This window comes from Nocardia sp. 149-1B (assembly GCF_057747975.1).
The window spans coordinates 4,377,047-4,394,462 of the sequence record NZ_CM173233.1; the positions used below are offsets into that span (position 1 = coordinate 4,377,047).

19 protein-coding genes are annotated in these 17,416 nt (G+C 71.6%); 2 read left to right on the forward strand and 17 right to left on the reverse strand.

Annotated elements, in window-relative coordinates:
* Window positions 1-48: 48 nt before the first annotated feature.
* Together AC3ANS_RS20920 and AC3ANS_RS20925 are read right to left on the reverse strand one after the other, a co-directional pair.
* Window positions 49-963, reverse strand: coding sequence for a hypothetical protein (locus AC3ANS_RS20920; RefSeq protein WP_488293501.1), 915 nt, complete (start codon window positions 961-963; stop codon window positions 49-51).
* A complete protein-coding gene (locus AC3ANS_RS20925; RefSeq protein ID WP_488293502.1) occupies window positions 960-2,051 on the reverse strand; it encodes a sulfotransferase family protein in 1,092 nt (363 codons plus the stop codon). The genes AC3ANS_RS20920 and AC3ANS_RS20925 overlap by 4 nt, the downstream gene beginning before the upstream one ends.
* Window positions 2,052-2,085: 34 nt before the next feature.
* On the opposite strand from AC3ANS_RS20925, the gene AC3ANS_RS20930 reads away from it, so the two are divergent.
* Window positions 2,086-3,195, forward strand: a complete 1,110-nt coding sequence (locus tag AC3ANS_RS20930; RefSeq protein WP_488293503.1) for a glycosyltransferase family 2 protein — start codon at window positions 2,086-2,088, stop codon at window positions 3,193-3,195.
* A 2-nt stretch (window positions 3,196-3,197) separates the two neighbouring features.
* On the opposite strand, the gene AC3ANS_RS20935 is transcribed toward AC3ANS_RS20930, so the two are convergent.
* From AC3ANS_RS20935 to AC3ANS_RS20945, 3 genes are read right to left on the reverse strand one after another with little or no spacing between them, the layout of a single operon-like run.
* The gene (locus tag AC3ANS_RS20935) at window positions 3,198-4,148 is read right to left on the reverse strand and encodes an ABC transporter substrate-binding protein (protein WP_488293504.1); all 951 of its coding nucleotides are present in this window, start codon (window positions 4,146-4,148) and stop codon (window positions 3,198-3,200) included.
* Between the two features lie 52 nt (window positions 4,149-4,200).
* Window positions 4,201-4,965: an ABC transporter permease gene (locus tag AC3ANS_RS20940; RefSeq protein WP_488293505.1), complete on the reverse strand. Its 765-nt coding sequence runs from the start codon at window positions 4,963-4,965 to the stop codon at window positions 4,201-4,203.
* Window positions 4,962-5,669 carry an ABC transporter permease gene (locus tag AC3ANS_RS20945; protein ID WP_488293506.1) on the reverse strand — a complete coding sequence of 236 codons (708 nt, stop codon included), beginning with the start codon at window positions 5,667-5,669 and terminating at the stop codon, window positions 4,962-4,964. The genes AC3ANS_RS20940 and AC3ANS_RS20945 overlap by 4 nt, the downstream gene beginning before the upstream one ends.
* A 36-nt stretch (window positions 5,670-5,705) precedes the next feature.
* On the opposite strand from AC3ANS_RS20945, the gene AC3ANS_RS20950 reads away from it, so the two are divergent.
* Entirely contained in the window at window positions 5,706-6,680 is a 975-nt protein-coding gene (locus tag AC3ANS_RS20950; protein ID WP_488296540.1) for an ABC transporter ATP-binding protein, read from the forward strand.
* Window positions 6,681-6,683: 3 nt separating this feature from the next.
* Here the strand turns inward: AC3ANS_RS20950 and AC3ANS_RS20955 are convergent, their stop codons facing one another.
* The 12 genes from AC3ANS_RS20955 to AC3ANS_RS21010 form a co-directional block, all read right to left on the reverse strand.
* Window positions 6,684-7,769 carry a GNAT family N-acetyltransferase gene (locus tag AC3ANS_RS20955; RefSeq protein WP_488293507.1) on the reverse strand — a complete coding sequence of 362 codons (1,086 nt, stop codon included), beginning with the start codon at window positions 7,767-7,769 and terminating at the stop codon, window positions 6,684-6,686.
* Between the two features lie 83 nt (window positions 7,770-7,852).
* Window positions 7,853-8,458: a hypothetical protein gene (locus AC3ANS_RS20960; RefSeq protein ID WP_488293508.1), complete on the reverse strand. Its 606-nt coding sequence runs from the start codon at window positions 8,456-8,458 to the stop codon at window positions 7,853-7,855.
* Between the two features lie 231 nt (window positions 8,459-8,689).
* A complete protein-coding gene (locus AC3ANS_RS20965) occupies window positions 8,690-9,193 on the reverse strand; it encodes a DUF3180 domain-containing protein (RefSeq protein WP_488293509.1) in 504 nt (167 codons plus the stop codon).
* A 7-nt stretch (window positions 9,194-9,200) separates the two neighbouring features.
* The gene (gene folK / locus AC3ANS_RS20970; RefSeq protein ID WP_488293510.1) at window positions 9,201-9,770 is read right to left on the reverse strand and encodes a 2-amino-4-hydroxy-6-hydroxymethyldihydropteridine diphosphokinase; all 570 of its coding nucleotides are present in this window, start codon (window positions 9,768-9,770) and stop codon (window positions 9,201-9,203) included.
* A complete protein-coding gene (gene folB, locus AC3ANS_RS20975; protein WP_488293511.1) occupies window positions 9,763-10,137 on the reverse strand; it encodes a dihydroneopterin aldolase in 375 nt (124 codons plus the stop codon). The genes folK and folB overlap by 8 nt, the downstream gene beginning before the upstream one ends.
* Complete coding sequence (gene folP / locus AC3ANS_RS20980; protein ID WP_488293512.1) at window positions 10,134-10,991, reverse strand: dihydropteroate synthase; 858 nt, start codon at window positions 10,989-10,991, stop codon at window positions 10,134-10,136. The genes folB and folP overlap by 4 nt, the downstream gene beginning before the upstream one ends.
* Before the next feature lie 7 nt (window positions 10,992-10,998).
* Window positions 10,999-11,613 (reverse strand): GTP cyclohydrolase I FolE, encoded by a 615-nt coding sequence (gene folE, locus AC3ANS_RS20985; protein ID WP_488293513.1) that lies wholly within the window; start codon window positions 11,611-11,613, stop codon window positions 10,999-11,001.
* Between the two features lie 42 nt (window positions 11,614-11,655).
* Window positions 11,656-13,701 (reverse strand): ATP-dependent zinc metalloprotease FtsH, encoded by a 2,046-nt coding sequence (gene ftsH / locus AC3ANS_RS20990; RefSeq protein ID WP_488293514.1) that lies wholly within the window; start codon window positions 13,699-13,701, stop codon window positions 11,656-11,658.
* Window positions 13,702-13,998: 297 nt separating this feature from the next.
* Window positions 13,999-14,550 carry a hypoxanthine phosphoribosyltransferase gene (hpt, locus tag AC3ANS_RS20995; protein WP_488293515.1) on the reverse strand — a complete coding sequence of 184 codons (552 nt, stop codon included), beginning with the start codon at window positions 14,548-14,550 and terminating at the stop codon, window positions 13,999-14,001.
* A gap of 15 nt (window positions 14,551-14,565) precedes the next feature.
* On the reverse strand, window positions 14,566-15,282 hold the full coding sequence (locus AC3ANS_RS21000; RefSeq protein WP_488293516.1) for an Ig-like domain repeat protein: 717 nt from the start codon (window positions 15,280-15,282) through the stop codon (window positions 14,566-14,568).
* A 94-nt stretch (window positions 15,283-15,376) separates the two neighbouring features.
* Window positions 15,377-16,279, reverse strand: coding sequence for a tRNA lysidine(34) synthetase TilS (gene tilS, locus AC3ANS_RS21005; RefSeq protein ID WP_488296541.1), 903 nt, complete (start codon window positions 16,277-16,279; stop codon window positions 15,377-15,379).
* 74 nt (window positions 16,280-16,353) lie between these two features.
* Complete coding sequence (locus tag AC3ANS_RS21010) at window positions 16,354-17,409, reverse strand: zinc-dependent metalloprotease (RefSeq protein ID WP_488293517.1); 1,056 nt, start codon at window positions 17,407-17,409, stop codon at window positions 16,354-16,356.
* Window positions 17,410-17,416: the final 7 nt, after the last annotated feature.

Here is a 17,416-nt window from a genome sequence, read left to right on the forward strand (position 1 = left end):
GCACCCGGGCCATCGGTCACTCGGCCGTGGGTCCTCGGCGGGAGGCGCCTACCCGACCTGGAGCGGGCGGGGGGCGCGCGGCAGCCAGTCGTGGGTGACGTGGTCGACGATGTGGACGCCCGGAGGCGCGGTGATCTCGTGCACGCCGGGAAGCACACGCCCCTCCTTGAGGGCGTGGAAGACCGTCCACTCGCGGCGCTTGCGCCGGTTGCGGTAGCTCGTGGCGAACGACGCCGGATCGGTCCAATGCGCGAACTCCTCGCCGTGGAGGTACTTCAGCTCCACGCAGAGACCGTGGGGCAGGCCGATCGTGCGCACGTTCTCGGGCGTGGTGCGGATCTCCCACTCGAAGGCCTTCGTGAAGACGAAGTCCGGCCCGATCGGGAAGCCCCACTCCTCGGCGTTGCGCCAGCCGAGGTCGAGGTAGCCCTTGGACTCGCTCTCGAGGTAGAGCCCGTGCCGCGGCACGCGGATGATCGACTGCACGTCGCCGATCTGCCAGGCGAGATCGGCGATCGACACCTCGCCCTCGGTGGTCAGCACCATGTCGCCGTCCCACTTCCAGGAGTAGCGGGTGGTGACCTGCGCGAAGCACCAGTTGTAGAAGTACGACAGCGAGTGCACCGACAGCTCGTGCTGGGCCAGGTGCTCGGCGCCGGCGCGCGCGACCGCGAACGGGTACGTCGTGACCGTCAGCTTGTCGGATCGGCCGACCCGCGCGGCCGTCTCGCGCGCGACCTCCGGGGTGCCGTCGTCCGAGCCGTTGTCGACGAGCAGCACCTGGTCGCAGGCGCGCAGCAACGGGGGCAGCACGAACGGCAGCGACGGCGCCTCGTTCTTGACCCGCAGCACCGCGGTCGACCCGGGGCGCAGGCCCCCGGGGCGCAGCCACGGCCAGGTGATGTCGAAGTCAGTGTGGCCCTCCAGGTTGGACAGTCCGGTGGCCCCGAGGTGAGCGGTCACCGCGCGCGGCCCAGGGCCTTGCGCAGGCCGCGACGTACCGGCGCGGGGATCGCGGCGCGTACGCCGTGGGGGATCTTGTCGGCCGGGTCGCCGGGCGCACCCGGCGCGGGCCTCGCCCCGCCCTTGAGCTGCTTGCGGAGCCGCTGCTCGGCCGCGACCACCGAGGACTGCGAGATCGCCTCGGACTCCTCGTACAGCTCCACGTAGCCCTCCCGCAGCTGGTCCAGAGCCGCGTGCACCTCGGGGGTGTCACCGCCGGGCTCGGCGAGCTTGTTGAGCTCCTCCCAGGTCTGGGCGGTCAGCTCGTGCAGCCGCGGCGGCAGGGCGAGGTCCTCCAGCGTCTGCGTCATCCGGCGCAGGCTGGGGTCGACGAACCGGTGCCCGTCGCGGATCGCCTCGCTGTCGGCGTGCAGCACGTGCTGCAGCCCGAGGTGCTCCGCGGCGTACATCACGGTGCGGGTCCAGTCGTCGAGGAGGTCGGCGTACCGGACGAAGACGCGCCCGCCGTCGGCGACGGACTCGCGGGTCGCACGCTCGGTGTGCAGGAGCATGTTCAGCCAGGACGCCGCGAGGTGGGCCGAGCCCAGGCGGTTCTTGTAGTAGGTCTGCTTGCTGCCGACCACCTCCGCCGGCGGGCGCAGCATGGTCGCGAAGACCGGGGTCGCACCCGTGCGGAGAGCGGCAACCCGCCACAGCGAGAGGAACCAGCTCAGCCGCGGGTCCTTGACGACCAGCTCGGGGTTGACGGCGAAGTGCCCGTCGAGCCACTCGGCGGTCCGGATCCGCTCCGGCTCCCGGGTGGACACGCGGCCGGTCTCGAACCACGCGTCGGGCCGGGCGTCGCTGACCTGGACACCGGCCTCCTTGAGCAGCCGGTCATGGTGCGCGACCACCCACGCCGGCTCGCCGAAGCCCTTCGGGTTGGTCTCGTCGGCGGCGACCTCGGGCTGCGGGACGTGCAGGCCCATGATCTGCATGAGGCCCGCCATGGTGCTGGTGCCGCTGCGGCCCGCACCGGCGACGAACAGCACCTTGCGGGGGTAGTCGGCGGGGTCGATGTCGGCGGGGTCGGCGGGACGGTCACTCACGAGGGACGAGCCTAACGGTCAGTACGGTGAGCCCATGAAGTTCGGGCGGCGGACCCCGCTGGTCAGCGTGGTCGTGCCCGTCTACGACGTGGAGGCCTACCTGCCCGCGGCGCTGGACAGCGTCCTGGCACAGACCCACCGAGCACTCGAGGTCGTGGTCGTCGACGACGGGTCCACCGACGGCTCCGGCGCGATCGCCGACGCGTACGCCACGCGTGACGACCGGGTGCGGGTGGTCCACACCGACAACCACGGACTGGGCGCCGCCCGCAACGAGGGCGTCCGGCACGCGACCGGCGAGCTGCTGGCCTTCGCCGACTCCGACGACGTCGTCCCGCCCCAGGCCTACGAGGTGCTGCTGCGCCAGCAGCGGCGCACCGGCGCCGACTTCGTGGCCGGGTCGGTGGCCCGCTGGGACGGGGACCAGCTCGCGGAGCTGCCGTGGATGCGGAGGCTGCACACGCCGCGGGCGGCGTACTACATCGAGCAGCACCCCGAGATCCTCGGCGACGTGTTCGCGTGGAACAAGCTGTTCCGCCGCTCGTTCTGGGACGACGCGGGCCTGGCGTGGCCCGAGGGGATCCGCTACGAGGACCAGCCCACGGTCACCCGTGCGTTCATCGCCTCGCGCCGCTTCGGGGTGGTGCCGGACGTGGTCTACCACTGGCGGATCCGCCACGACGGCTCCTCGATCACCCAGCAGCGCTCGTCGCTCGACGACCTGCGCGACCGTTGGACGACCAAGCGGATGTCGCTGGAGACCGTGCGCGGCTTCGGCTCCGACAAGGTCACCCGGGTGTTCGTCGACAAGGTGCTCGCCGGGGACATGCACCGCTACTTCTCCGAGATCCCGGGCTGCGCCGACGACTGGTGGGAGCTGCTGGTCGCGGGCGTCCGTGAGCTGTGGGGTGGGCGCACCCTGGCGCACTCGGGCCTGCCGCCCGTGCACCGGCTCACCGGCTGGCTGGTCGGCCAGGGACGCCGCGAGGAGGCCGAGCTGGTGATGGCGTACGTCGCCACGCACGCCGGCCCGGTCCCCCAGGTGCCCTCGGCGCGAGGGCCGCGGATCGACGTGCCGGGCATCGATCCCGACGACGTCGACCCCGCGGCCCTCGCGCTGCGGGACTTCGAGGTGCGGATCTAGACCTACAGCAGGCCCTGGTCCACCAGGAACTGGTGGGCGACGTCCTCGGGCTTGTCACGATCGACCGCCACGGAGGCGTTCAGCTCGGTGAGCTTCTCCGTGGTCAGCGCAGCCATCAGCCCGTTGAGGACGTCGGCAACGTCGGGGTGCGCGGCGAGGAACTCCGACGAGATGGCGGGGACGAGGTTCTGCGCCGGCTGGATCTGCTTGTCGTCCTGGAGGACGACCAGACCCTGCGAGTCGAGCGTGCCGTCGGTGGTGCTCGTCTCACCGAGCTGGGACTCGCCGTCGATCACCGACTTGTAGGTCTGGTCGCTCGCGTAGCCGAGCGGAAGCACCTTCGTGATGTTGATGCCGTACTGGTCGGACAGGCCGCCCTCGCAGTCCAGCCGCCCCTTGCAGTCGGGGGCCGCCGCGAGCACCACGGACTTGCCGCTCAGGTCGGAGAGCTTGGTGACGCCTTCGGACTCGGAGTAGTCCTTCGTCACGAAGAAGGCGTTGGTGTCGGTGGCCGACGAGAGGTCGAGCAGGGTGATCCCAGCCTTGTCGAGCAGCGACTTGCCCTGATCCGCGAGCTCCTGGCCGTCGCCGGCGGTGAACGGATCCGCGTCCGCGCCATTCGCCTTGGCGTTGAGGAAGTTCACGATGCCGCCGACATACTCCGGCACGACGTCGACGTCGCCCGGGAAGGTCGCCATGTAGGCGTCTCGTGTGTCGACGAGCTTGACGTCGGTGTCGTAGCCAGCGGCGGTGAGGACCTCGTCGTACATCGCCGCCACGATTGCCGCCTCGGTGAAGTTCTGGCCGGCGATGTGCACCGTGCCCTTGTCGGGCGCGACGGACGGGGAGCCCTGGTCGGCCTTGCCGTCGGAGAGGTCGCTGCCGGCGCAACCGGCAGTGAGGAGGAGGGAGCCGACGGCGAGGGCCGCGGCGAGGGAGCGTCGTGCCTGCATGGCTGGTCCTTCTGTGTCCCGCGGACGGGCGTCCGCGCGTGTCCGGATGCTGCTAGCGACCAGCGGCGCCGGTCGACTCGGTAACTGTAGGTGCGCCCACCGACATTCCCCGGTGACGTTTCGGTGACGAGGCCCGTCGGGTCGGATCGAGGATCCGCTGCCCCGCGGCCGACACCAGCTCGAGGACCAGCGCCACGAGCGCGACCACCACGGCGCCGGCGATTCCCTTGGGATAGTTGGTGCGGTAGAAGCCGTCGGTGATGACGCGGCCCAACCCCGGACCGGCGACCAGCGCCGCGATGGTCGCGGTCGCCCACACCTGCACCAGCGCCAGACGCAGGCCGAGCAGCACCAACGGCGCGGCCAACGGCAGCTCCACGCGGAAGAACCTCTGCCGGCCGGTCATCCCCATGCCGTCCGCGGCCTGCTTGACGGCAGGCGACACCTCGCGGATGCCGACGTAGGAGCTCGTGATGATCGGCGGCAGCGCGAACAGCGTCAGCGCGATGATCGTCGCGTGCCCGGCCCTCCCGAACGGCCCCCACGTGGACGTCCCGGGCCAGTCGGCGGTCACCAGGAGCGCGAGCAGCGCGAAGGTGGGTACGGCGCGGCCGACGTTGCTGATGTTGATGGCCAAGAAGCCGCCACGGCCCAGATGTCCCAGCCACAGGGCGACCGGGAGACCCACCAGCGCCGCCAGGACCATCGCGGTGAGGCTGAGCAGCAGCTGCTGAAGCATCAGCTGGAGCATGCCGCCCTCCCCGGACCAGTGCGCGGCCGTGAACAGGTAGTCCCAGGTGTCCACGAAGAGGTTCACGAGCGCGCTCCCCGGGTCCACGGCGTCAGCACCCGCTGGGCGATGACGATCAGTACGTCGAGTAACACGGCGATCACCACGCAGAGGATGGCGGCGGTCATCAGCTCGGCGCGGAAGTTCGTCGATACGCCGTCTTTGATCAGGTTGCCGAGCCCGCCGTACGACACCAGTGAGCCCACCGTGGTCAACGCGACCGTCGACACCGTCGCGACCCGCAGTCCGGCCATGATCACCGGCAGCGCGAGCGGCAGCTCCACGAGCACCAGCAGGCGGGTGGCGCCGTAGCCGAGCCCGATCGCGGACTCCCGCACGTCGGCGGGCACGGAGCGCAGGCCCTCCAGCATGCTGCGCACCAGGATCGTCAGCGCGTAGAGCGCCAGCCCGATGACGACCGTGGTCGTGCTCAGACCGGTGAACGGCACGAGGAGCGGCAACAGCGCCAGAGAGGGGATCGTGTAGAGCCCGGTGGCAGCGCCCACGATGAGCGTCTCGAAGCTCGGCAGCCTGCGGGCGACCAAAGCCAGCGGGAACGCGATGAGCAGGCCCAGCACGACCGACGCGACCGTGATCTGGAGATGCTGGACCGTGGCGTCAGTGAGCTCGTGCCGGTAGTCGGTGAGGTACTGCCCGCAGAACCAGTCGTTGGTCAGCCGGCTGTAGCAGCTCGGTCCGTCGGCCGCCGACACGGCCCCGAGTAGGGTCACCGCATGGACGGTACCGGGTCCCGGGGACCCCAGCCCATGATCGCTCTCTCGGGGATCGGCAAGACGTACGACGACGGCACCGTGGCCGTCCACGAGCTCGACCTGTCGATCGACCACGGCGAGCTCGTCTGCCTCGTCGGCCCTTCCGGGTGCGGCAAGTCCACGACGCTGAAGATGATCAACCGGCTGATCGAGCCCACCACCGGGACCATCGAGATCGACGGCCAGGACGTCACCCGGCAGGACCCGGTCAAGCTCCGCCGTGGGATCGGGTACGTCATCCAGCAGGTCGGTCTCTTCCCGCACCAGAAGATCGTCAACAACGTGATGACCGTGCCGCTGCTGTACGGCGAGTCCCGCGCGACGGCCCGGCAGCGGGCCTACGAGCTGCTCGAGCTGGTGGGGCTCGATCCGACGACGTACGCCGACCGCTACCCCAGTCAGCTCTCGGGTGGCCAGCAGCAGCGGGTGGGCGTCGCCCGGGCGCTGGCGGCCAAGCCGCCGGTGCTGCTGATGGACGAGCCGTTCGGCGCGGTCGACCCGTTGGTGCGGCTCCGGCTGCAGGACGAGTTCCTGCGCCTTCAGCGCGACCTCGGGGTGACCGTGGTGTTCGTGACCCACGACATCGACGAGGCGGTGCGACTCGGCGACCGGGTGGCGGTGTTCGCCACGGGTGGGCGGCTCGCGCAGTACGACACGCCCGCACGGATCCTGGGCCGCCCGGCCGACGACTTCGTCGCGGAGTTCGTCGGCTCGACCTCGGGCCTGCGGCGGCTCGACGTCACCCCGCTCGACCCGGCGCACCTCGAGCCGCTGGACGGCGTGACCGGTGGGGACCTCGGGGCCGCGATCGGCGTCGACTCCACGCTCGGCCACGCGATGGCCGTGCTGCTGCGCGACGACACCGGGATGGTCGGCGTACGCGACGGCGCCCGGTTCGTCGGGGTGCTCACCCCCAACGGCATCCACCGGGCGCTGCGGGCCGCGCTCGCCGAGATGGCCGAGGCGTAGCCGTCAGTCCACGGGGATGTCGCGGTGCCAGGACTCCGTGACGTACTTGGTCGTCCACCCCATCGACGTGTAGAGCCCGGCGGCCCCGGTGGGTGAGTCGGCGTCCACCTCGAGGCCCACGCGGTCGCGGCCGCGTCCGGCGGCGTCGGCGATGATCGTGCGCAGCAGGCCCTTGGCCACGCCGCGCCCGCGAGCAGCCTCGAGAACGCCGAGGTAGGACACGTAGGAGCCGTCGGGACCGGACGTGCTCTCCGACACCGTCCCGACCAAAGCACCGACCGGGCGCGGCGTGCCGTCGTCATCGATCAGCTCGGCCAGCCACCAGTGGTCCCAGCGGTGGCCGGGATCCTCGCGCAGCCGGTGGATGAACTCCTCGAAGGTCTCCTCGCTGGAGTTGAAGTGGTCCACGAATGCGCCCTCGAGGACCTCGTGCACCTCGCGCAGGTCGTCCAGGTCGGGCATCCCGTCTCCGGTACGCCGGACGAGCCGGAACACCACGCCTCGGTCCTCCCAGTGGTCCGGGGTGGCGACCAGGCCCTCCTCGTCCGGCGCAACCGGCCGGGTCATCTGCCACCACGTGCGGACCTTCTCGAACCCCGCCCCGCTCAACCACCGGTGCTGTCGCTCGTCGCCCTCGAACGAGCCGGTGTCGATCTGCTGGACGCCGAGCCCGCGGGCCCGGCCGACCGACCGGGCCTGCGCCTCCGCCCACTCCACGAGCAGGTCCGAGCAGCAGTCGGCGACCTCGTCGGGGAGGTCACGCTCGACGATGTGCACGAACAGCATCCGCCCGACCGAGCGGTCGTGGACGCTCCCCCACGCGTGGATGTCGCCGTCCTGGTCGCGGACGACGACGTTCTCGCGCATCCGCAGGCCGTGCTCGGAGACCTCGACGAGCACGTCGTCGACCCCCGAGCCCGCCCACCCGCGGCCGTGGCGTTCGTGCGCGCGCAGCAGGTGGGTCAGGCGGGCCACGTCGAACCGGTCGGACGGGTCGGGCGTGCCGACCGTCCAACCGGGCGGCAGACCGGGCAGGTCGCCGAGGACGGCGTCGGGGTCACTCTCGAACCGGTTCTCGTGGGGGATCACGACCGTTGAGTCTGCCGCACCCTGCCCTCGCGGAAACGTGGGCTAGAACTCATCGAGGGCCGTCCGGCCCCGACGAGCGAGGCTCACGCGTGCTTGCGCTGACCCGCCTCGGCTGCGTGCCAGGCCTGGGTGACGACGTCGAGCTCGGCGCGGACGACGTCGAGCTCCTGCTCCAGCTCGGCCACCCGGACGATCGCCTCGGCGGCACGCTGCTCGGCGTGGGCCAGGCTCTCGGCGAGCTCGCGCCCGCCGCGCTCCGCGGCGTCGGCGCGCCGGGCCTCGGCGTTGAGCTTGCGGGTCGCCTCGGCCGCGCGTCCCTGGGCGGCGGTGAGTGCGTCCTCGAGCTCGTGGATCGCCCGCTCCTGACCCTCGACCCGCGAGCGCATGGTGTCGGCGAACGCCGCGTTCTCGGCCGTGCGCGCCTCAGTGAGCGCTCGGTAGGCCTGGGCCTGCTCGGCGCGGTCGCGCGCGGCCTCACGGCGCGTGGCGGCCAGCTCGGAGTGCGTGATCCGGGTCGCGGCGGCGCCCAGCGCCACGGCGAGGACGGCGGCGAGGGCGACCAGCACGGTCGACCCCGTGGCCACGGCACCGGCGACGACCAGGGCGGCGACGACGAGGAGGACGACGGCGACGGTCAGACGGGTGCTGCGCTGGCGGCGGCGGGAGGCCGGAGCAGGGGAAGGGGCCATGCAAGCAGGCTAGGTCATGTCGCTCGCTCCGGCGCCGTAGCGAGCGGGGTGTCGCGCCGTATCTGGCAAGGCGGAGGTGCGAAGGCGGGCCGGAGGCCCGTCGAGTCGCCGATCGTCCGGGGTCCCCGCGGAAACGCGAGCGCAGCGAGCGCTTTCCGTGGGGTGGCGACTTCGCCGCCAGATCGGATGCGACGGCCCGCGCGGCCGGCGCTTCGGAGCGGGCGGGATGACCTAAGCGTCTTCCTCGTCGGACCGGACGCGACACGCGCGCTCGAGGAGCAGCGAGGTGACCACGATGCCGAGTCCGGCGAGGGCCGCGATCGCCGATCGCCAGGCCCGCTGGTTGGCGAGCTCGGTGTCCACGCCGAGCCAGCTCACGGCGTACCCGAGGTAGCCACCCGCGACGAGGGCGCCGACGAGCGCGCACGAGCGCGCCAGCACCAGGCGGTTGACCGCCCGGTGCGGCTCGAGACGCTGCTGGTGGACCTGCACGGTGCGCCAGGTGAGGTACGCCGTGGCGCCCAGGATCGCTGCGACCAGCAGGAGTGCGAGCGGCTGCGCCCAGGTCACGATCGGGGCGGAGTCACGGAACCGCTCGGCCGCCGGGTGGAGCAGCCAGCCCCCGATCAGCCCGAGGACCGCCCAGGCAGTGAGCGCGCCGCCCGAGGTCGGCCGGAGGTGTCCGGTCGGCCGCGGGTCCTCGCCGGACGGGTCACCGGGGGGCCGGGTGCTCACCGTCCGGTCACTGGATCTCGAGGACCAGGTCGTCGCGCAACTTGAGGCCGCTCTGGTCGGTCCGCTCCAGGAGGTCGGCCACCGGCCCGCGGTCGGGGAGCTCCGCAGCCGGCTCGACGTCGTACCAGGGCCGCAGGACGAACGCCCGCTCGCCGGCCCGCGGGTGGGGCAGTTGGAGCGCCTCGGTGTCACTGCGGCGGTCGCCGACGACGATGAGGTCGACGTCGAGGGTGCGGGGGGAGTTGCGGTGCTCGCCGCGCTCGCGGCCGAAGGCGTCCTCGATCGCGAGGGCCCGGTCGAGCAGGCGGGTCGCCGCGAGCGTGGTGTCGATCAGCACCACGGCGTTGAGGTAGGTCTTGGCCTCGGGCGGGCTGTCCACCGGGTCGGTCTCGTAGACCGGGGACACCGCGGTGATCCACACGTCGGGGGTGTCGGCCAGCGCGTTGATCGCGCCCTGGAGGCTCGTGAACCGCTCCCCGAGGTTGGACCCCAGGGCGAGCACCGCACGACGGATCGGGCGCATCTCCCCGGTCAGCGTGTCGGCGTCGATGATGTGGGGGTTCGGGGTCTCAGTCACGGGGGCCCTCACGTTTCCGGGTGATCGTCAGCGTGACGTCTGCGAACGTCGCTTCGATGGGTGCGTCTGGCTTGTGGACCGTCACCCTCGCCCATTCAACACGGGCGTCCAAGAGACACACGTCCGCGATCCGTTGGGCCAGGGTCTCGATCAGGTCGACCGGGTCCTGCTCCACGGCGTCTTTCACCGAGGCCACGAGACTCCCGTAGTCGACGGTGTCTTGCAAGTCGTCGGAGCGGGCCGCGGGAGCCGTGTCGATGCCCAGGCGGAGATCGATGAGGAACGTCTGCCCCTCCCGCCTCTCGAACTCGAACACGCCGTGGTGTCCGTAGCACTCGATGCCGGTGACGGCCAGCTCGTCGGTCACTCCGGGTCCTCCTCGCTCAGGCGTGCGGCGACGCTGAGGGCGTCCCGGGCGGCGCGTACGTCGTGCACCCGCACGCCCCAGACCCGGTGCTGGGCCAGGTGCAGGGTGATCGCGGTGTTGGCGTGCTCGCGCTGGTCGACGGGGCGGGGCGTCCCGCTCGGGTCGGCGAGGAGCCGGCCGAGGAACGACTTGCGGCTCGCGCCCACGAGCAGGGGGTAGCCCAGCGCCGTCAGCTCGTCGACGTGGCGCAGCAGCTCCCAGTTGTGCTCGGCGCGCTTGGCGAAGCCGAGACCGGGGTCGAGGACGATCTGCTCGGGGGCGACCCCCGCTGCCCGCATCACCTGGACCCGCTCGGAGAGCTCGGCACAGACCGCACCCACCACGCCGCCGGCGCCGTCGTAGACCGCGAAGTCGCGCATGTGGTCGGCGTGGGCGCGCCAGTGCATGGCGACGTACGGCGCTCCAGTGGCGGCGACCACCTCGAGGATCCGGGGGTCGGCCCGACCGCCCGAGACGTCGTTGACGATCGTGGCGCCCGCCGCGAGCGCGGCCTCGGCCACCTCGGCGCGCATGGTGTCGACGGACAGCACCGCGCCGTCGGCCGCCAGGGCGGTGATCACCGGGAGGACCCGGCCGAGCTCCTCGGAGACCAGGGGTCGCGTCGCCCCGGGTCGCGTGGACTCACCGCCGATGTCGAGGATGTCCGCGCCGTCCGCGAGCAGCTCACGTCCGTGGGCGATCGCGTCGCGCGGCTCGAGCCACCGGCCGCCGTCGGAGAAGGAGTCGGGGGTGACGTTGACGACGCCCATCAGCCGAGGTCGGGACCGCGGCGCGAAGAGGTCGGCGCTCGTCACGGTCGGCTCATCGCCGGTGGATCAGGGCCATCGCCTCGGCCCGGGTCGTCGGGTTGTTGCGCATCGCACCGCGCACGGCCGAGGTGATCGTGCGGGCGCCCGCCTTCTTGACCCCGCGCATCGTCATGCACAGGTGCTCGGCCTCGATGACCACGATCACGCCGCGGGCCTCGAGCAGGCGCATCAGCGCATCGGCGACCTGGGTCGTGAGCCGCTCCTGGACCTGCGGGCGCTTGGCGTAGACGTCGACGAGCCGGGCCAGCTTGGAGAGGCCGGTGATCTTGCCGCTCTCGGCCGGGATGTAGCCGACGTGGGCGACGCCGGTGAACGGGACCAGGTGGTGCTCACACATCGACCACAGCTCGATGTCGCGCACCAGCACCATCTCGTCGTGGCCGATGTCGAAGGTGGTGGTGAGGACGTCCTCGGGCTCCATCCGCAGCCCGGCGGTCAGCTCGGCGTACGCCCGAGCGACCCGGGCCGGCGTCTCGAGCAGGCCCTCGCGGTCGGGGTCCTCCCCGATCGCGAGCAACAGCTCACGTACGGCGGCCTCCGCACGGGCCTGGTCGAACGGCGGCACGTCGGCAGCAGCGCGCCCGTCCGGCCGGATCGAGTCGGTCATGCTCCAGACCCTAGCGACCCGCACCCACGGCCGCGTCCGAGCTCACCGGGGCGGCAGGCCCGAGCCGCCCGGGGCGCCCCCGACCCCGGGATCGCCGTGGACGTCGCCACCGGAGCCCGGGGGCGTCAGCACGGGACCCGCGCCGCCCTCGTCCTTGGCCTGGCCGTTGGCGACCGTGCGGTCGCGGATCCACTGCGGGATCTCGACCGGCGGCAGCGCCGACGGGTTGCGCTGGTCCGAGCCGGTCCAGGCGGGCCGCTCGGGACGGCGGCGCAGCGGCTCGAAGACGCGCGCGACCTGCTCCTTGTCGAGGGTCTCCTTGTCGAAGAGCTCGAGCACCAGCGCGTCCAGGACGTCGCGGTTCTCCTCGAGGATCTCGAAGGCCTCCTGGTGGGCGTTGGCGAGGAACTTCTTGGTCTCCTCGTCGACGATCGCCGCGATCTCCTCGGAGTAGTTGCGGGAGTGGCCGAAGTCGCGTCCGAGGAACGGCTCGGAGTTGGACTCGCCGAGCTTGATCGCCCCCAGTCGCTCGGTCATGCCGTACTGCGTGACCATCGCGCGGGCCAGGTTGGTGGCCTTCTCGATGTCGTTGCCCGCACCGGTCGTCGGGTCGTGGAAGACCATCTCCTCGGCGGCCCGGCCGCCGAGCATGTAGGCGAGCGAGTCGAGCATCTGCGACCGGGTCTGGGAGTACTTGTCCTCGTCGGGCAGCACCATCGTGTAGCCCAGGGCACGGCCGCGCGGCAGGATCGTGATCTTGTGCACCGGGTCGGTGCCGGGGAGCGCCGCGGCCACCAGGGCGTGCCCGCCCTCGTGGTAGGCCGTGATCAGCTTCTCCTTCTCGCTCATCAGGCGAGTGCGCCGCTGCGGACCCGCGATCACCCGGTCGATCGCCTCGTCGAGGTTCACGTTGGTGATCAGCTTCTCGTTGCCGCGCGCGGTGAGCAGCGCCGCCTCGTTGAGGACGTTGGCCAGGTCGGCACCGGTGAAGCCGGGCGTACGGCGGGCGACGGACAGCAGGTCGATGTCCTGTGCCATCGGCTTGCCGCGCGAGTGGACCTTGAGGATCATGTGGCGGCCGTTGAGGTCGGGGGCATCGACGGCGATCTGACGGTCGAAGCGTCCCGGGCGCAGGAGGGCCGGGTCGAGCACGTCGGGCCGGTTGGTCGCGGCGATCAGGATCACGCCGCCGCGTACGTCGAAGCCGTCCATCTCGACGAGCAGCTGGTTGAGGGTCTGCTCACGCTCGTCGTGTCCGCCGCCCATGCCGGCGCCACGGTGGCGGCCGACGGCGTCGATCTCGTCGATGAAGACGATCGCCGGGGCGTTCTCCTTGGCCTGCTCGAACAGGTCGCGCACCCGGGAGGCACCCACGCCGACGAACATCTCGACGAAGTCTGAGCCGGAGATGGAGTAGAACGGCACGCCGGCCTCGCCTGCGACGGCGCGGGCCAGCAGGGTCTTGCCGGTGCCGGGCGGGCCGTAGAGCAGCACACCCTTCGGGATCTTGGCCCCGACGGCCTGGAACTTCGCGGGCTCCTGGAGGAACTCCTTGATCTCGCCGAGCTCCTCGATGGCCTCCTCGCAGCCGGCGACGTCGGAGAACGTCGTCTTCGGCATGTCCTTGGAGATCAGCTTGGCCTTGGACTTGGCGAACTGCATGACCCCGCGGCCACCGCCGCCCTGGACCTGGTTCATCAAGAACAGGAAGAGCAGGATGATCAGCGCGAACGGCAGGAGCGTGGCGAGGATCGAGCCGAGCAGGCTGGGCTTGGGCACGTCGACGTTGAACGTCTCGATGTTGCCCTCGTCGACCTGCGTCTTCACGGCGGCCTCGATGTCGGCCTGGGTGCCGTCGAGCCAGAAGGTCGTGACCTTCTTGCCGTCGTCGAGCGTGGCCTTGATCTGCTGCTCACCGCCATCGACGAAGGTGATCTCCCGCACCTCGCCGGTGGAGATGTACTCCTGCATCTTGGAGGCGTCGACCTCCTCGCCCCCGCGGTTAGGCGCGAGGTACTGCAGGGCGAGCAGCACGCCGACCACGGCGAGCACGATCCACAGCCAGGGACCCTTGAATATGCGCTTCACAGGCTTCTCTCGACACGGCTTTGCCGCCCCCCGGACGGGTCGCCGGGCGGACGCTCATCTGAACTGCCGACGGTACACAACGGCGGCAATCAGCATTGTCTCAGGAATCCGCCGACCGGCGCAGTCCGCGTCCGTGGCCGGCGGGCCCCGTCGTCGTCCGTCCACCAGCCCGATGGGTCTCGACACGCCGGTCGCGACCTCGCAGGCTCGGTCGCGCGGCTGCGGTTCCTCAGGAGCCGAGGGACGAGGGACCTCGAAGGGCGACCACCATCAGCGGGGCCGCTGTCACGTCCCCGCTCAGGAGTACACGTGGGGGGCGAGGGTGCCGATGTCGCGCAGGTTGCGGTAGCGCTCCTGGTAGTCCAGGCCGTAGCCGACCACGAACTCGTTGGGGATGTCCCACCCGACGTACTTCACCTCGACCGGCATCGTGAGCGCCTCGGGCTTGCGCAGCAGCGTGCAGATCTCGACGCTCGCGGGGTTGCGCGAGGAGAGGTTCGAGGTCAGCCACGACAGGGTCAGCCCGGTGTCGATGATCTCGTCGACCACGATCACGTGCCGCCCCGAGATGTCGGTGTCGAGGTCCTTGAGGATGCGTACGACGCCGCTGGACTTGGTGCCGGAGCCGTACGACGACACCGCCATCCAGTCCATCTCGAGGTGCCGGGAGAAGCTGCGGGCCAGGTCGGCCATCACCATCACCGCGCCTCGCAGCACGCCGACGATGAGCAGGTCCTTGCCCTCGTAGTCGACCTCGATCTCGCGGGCCAGCTCGGCCAGCCGGTCCTGGATCTGCTCCTCGGTGAAGAGGACGTTGACCAGGTCGTTCTCCACGTCGGATGCGTGCATGGCGCAGACTCTAGGTCAGTGCCGGCCCTTGGTGACGACCAGGGTGAAGGTCTTCGACGTCGAGTCGCGCAGAGAGTCCGACCCCAGGTAGTGGGCCTTGAGCACGTGGGCGCCCTTGGGGAGCCGGTCGAGCACGATCGTGAGCTCGCCGCCGTTGCGGCTCTTGAGCCGGCCCTGTCCGACGCTGTCGCGGCCCTCGAGCACCTCGACCAGGCCGGTGGCGCCGCCCTTGCCGGTGACGGCGACCTCGACCTCGCCGTTCTGCTTGGTGCTGATCGTGCGCGCGACGAGCGTCGCGACCGTCTTGCTCTGGGGCAGCAGCTTCTGGACCTCGATCTCGCCGAGGCTGAGCTTCTGGCGGGCCCGGTCGACCTGGAGGTCGTCGAGCACGAGGGACTTGTAGCCGTCGCGCGTGAAGGTCACCGAGTAGGTGCCGCGCGAGACGTGGAGCGCGAAGTACCCGTGCTGCGGACCGTCCTCCACCTGGTTGGCGTAGGTGATGTCCGAGGCGGCCGGGTCGCCGTCGGCGTTCGTCGCCTGGACGGTCACGTCGTCGACGGGGTTGCCGAACTGGTCCACGACCACCCCCTGGATCAGCGCCTGCCCGGCGCGCGCGACGGCGACGGATGCCCCGCCGTGCGGCGCCGCCGAGGCGGGGAGCGCCTGCGGGGCGACCATCAGGGCGGCGATCCCGGTGGCGACGAGAACGGCGGTACGACGGTAGTGCGACATGGGCTGACCTCGGTTCGTGGGCGCACGGACCAGGCGGCTGGTCACCGTGAGTGTGATCCGAAAATCGACCGACAGGACCCGAACCTGAGGATTCTCACCCCGTGCTGCCGATCTCGCCCCGCTCGACCAGGAGCCGCGCGTGCTCGCGCCGGCACCGCAGACGGCCCGGCAGGTCCACCCACCGCTGCCCGTGCCAGTCGGTGAGCAGCGCATCCATCGCGAGCACGTGGGTGTGGAACAGCTCGGCGGCCGGGGCGCCGGCGAGGAGCGCCGCGAGACGCAGCACGCGTCGCCGGATCGAGGTCGGCTGGGCGAGCAGCCCGTCGACGGGGAGGTCGCGCAGCCCGTCGTACGCCGCCTCCGCGACGTCGTCGAGCAGGTCCATGTCGTCGCGCAGCTGGTCGGCGGTCCGGGCGAGAGTCTCGGCGACGCCGGGGCCGAGCTGCTCCTCCAGCAGGGGCAGCACCGTGTGCCGCACCCGCACCCGGGTGAAGCCGGGGTCCTCGTTGTGCGGGTCCTCCCAGAACTCGATGCCCTCGACCTGGCACGCGGTCACCGTGTCGACCCGCGACACGTCGAGCAGGGGGCGGACGAACCCGTCGAAGGTGCGACGCATGCCCGCCAGCGACCGGCCGCCAGAGCCCCGGGTCAGGCCGAGCAGCACGGTCTCGGCCTGGTCGTCGCGGGTGTGGCCGAGCAGCACAGCGACGGCCTTGAAGCGCTCGGCGAGCTGGCCGAGCACGGCGTAGCGGGCCTGGCGCGCCGCCGCCTCCGGGCCGTGGCCCGTGGCCTCGACGTGCACGGTCGCGGTGACGGTCTCGTCGGCGCCAAGGGCGGCCATCTGCTCGACCACGTGGGCCGCGTGGGCGGCGGATCCGTCCTGGAGCCCGTGGTCGACGGTCGCGCCCACCACGCGCCAGCCGGTCCGCCGGGCCTCGAAGACCGTGGCGGACAGGAGCGCGAGGGAGTCGGCGCCGCCGGAGCAGGCGACGAGCACGGTCCGGCCCGGCTCGACGTCGGCCAGGGTGCGGCGTACGGCGAGCCGGACGGCGGCGACCGCAGGGTGGAGGCTCACAGCACGCGGGTGATCCAGGCCTGCGGGTCGGCGATCTCGGCCTTGGAGGGGAGGTTCTCGGGACGTTCCCAGACCGCGTTGAAGTCCGCCATGCCGGCCTTGTCGACGACCGCGCGGACGAACTTCGCGCCGTCGCGGTACTGCGCCATCTTGGCGTCCAGGCCGAGCACCCGCCGCAGCACGCGGTCCAGGACACCGACGCCGCCGCGGCGCTTGTTGAAGCGCCGGCGGATGTCCGCGACCGTCGAGATGACCCCGGGCCCGACCCCGTCCATCACCACGTCGGCGTGGCCCTCGAGCAGCGACATCACCCCGGTGACCCGGTCGACGATCTCCTTCTGCTCCGGAGAGCTGACCATGTCGAGGAGGCTCCCGCCGCCGTCGCGGGCGCTCTTGATGGCGTCGGAGATGCGGCTCAGACCGTCCTCGAGGAGGCCGCTGGGCTCGAGGGTCTCGGCCAGGGCGTGCATCTCGCCGAGCAGGTGGCCGGCGAGCCACGGGGTGGCGGTGAACTGCACCCGGTGGGTCTCCTCGTGCAGGCAGACCCACAGCCGGAAGTCATGGGGCTCGACGCCGAGCTCGCGCTCGATGTGCACGATGTTGGGCGCCACCAGCAGGAGCCGGCCGGTCGGCGCGAAGAACGGGTCGAACTGGCCGAGGACCTTGCCGGCGAGGAAGCCCAGGAGCGCACCGACCTCGGCGCCGGTGATCCGCGAGCCGATCGCCTTCGTCAGTCCGGTCGGCTGACCCTTGCGCTCGGAGAGCTTGTCGACGACCGGGGCGAGCACGGTGGCGAAACCGTCGGCGTTCGCGGCCACCCACCCGGCGCGGTCCACGACCAGGACCGGAGCGGTGCGCTCGGCGGCGACCAGCCCGGTGTAGTCGCGCACCAACCCGGTCGAACGCTCGGCGTCGGCTCGGAGCTCGGCGACCACCGCGGCGGCCGTGGCGCGGTCGACCACCGGGCCGTCGCCGGCGATCCGGGAGCCGAGGGACACGGCCAGGTTCCAGTCGACCATGCCTCCGGCTCCGCCGGCGTCGCGCGCGCTCATGCGGCGA

Coding starts and splice junctions, on each gene's coding strand:
- AC3ANS_RS21000 (WP_488293516.1), bottom strand. CDS start 15,282: ATGTCGCACTACCGTCGTACCGCCGTTCTCGTCGCCACCGGGATCGCC.
- AC3ANS_RS21010 (WP_488293517.1), bottom strand. CDS start 17,409: ATGAGCGCGCGCGACGCCGGCGGAGCCGGAGGCATGGTCGACTGGAAC.
- AC3ANS_RS20960 (WP_488293508.1), bottom strand. CDS start 8,458: ATGGCCCCTTCCCCTGCTCCGGCCTCCCGCCGCCGCCAGCGCAGCACC.
- AC3ANS_RS20935 (WP_488293504.1), bottom strand. CDS start 4,148: ATGCAGGCACGACGCTCCCTCGCCGCGGCCCTCGCCGTCGGCTCCCTC.
- folE (WP_488293513.1), bottom strand. CDS start 11,613: ATGACCGACTCGATCCGGCCGGACGGGCGCGCTGCTGCCGACGTGCCG.
- AC3ANS_RS20930 (WP_488293503.1), top strand. CDS start 2,086: ATGAAGTTCGGGCGGCGGACCCCGCTGGTCAGCGTGGTCGTGCCCGTC.
- AC3ANS_RS20950 (WP_488296540.1), top strand. CDS start 5,706: ATGATCGCTCTCTCGGGGATCGGCAAGACGTACGACGACGGCACCGTG.
- hpt (WP_488293515.1), bottom strand. CDS start 14,550: ATGCACGCATCCGACGTGGAGAACGACCTGGTCAACGTCCTCTTCACC.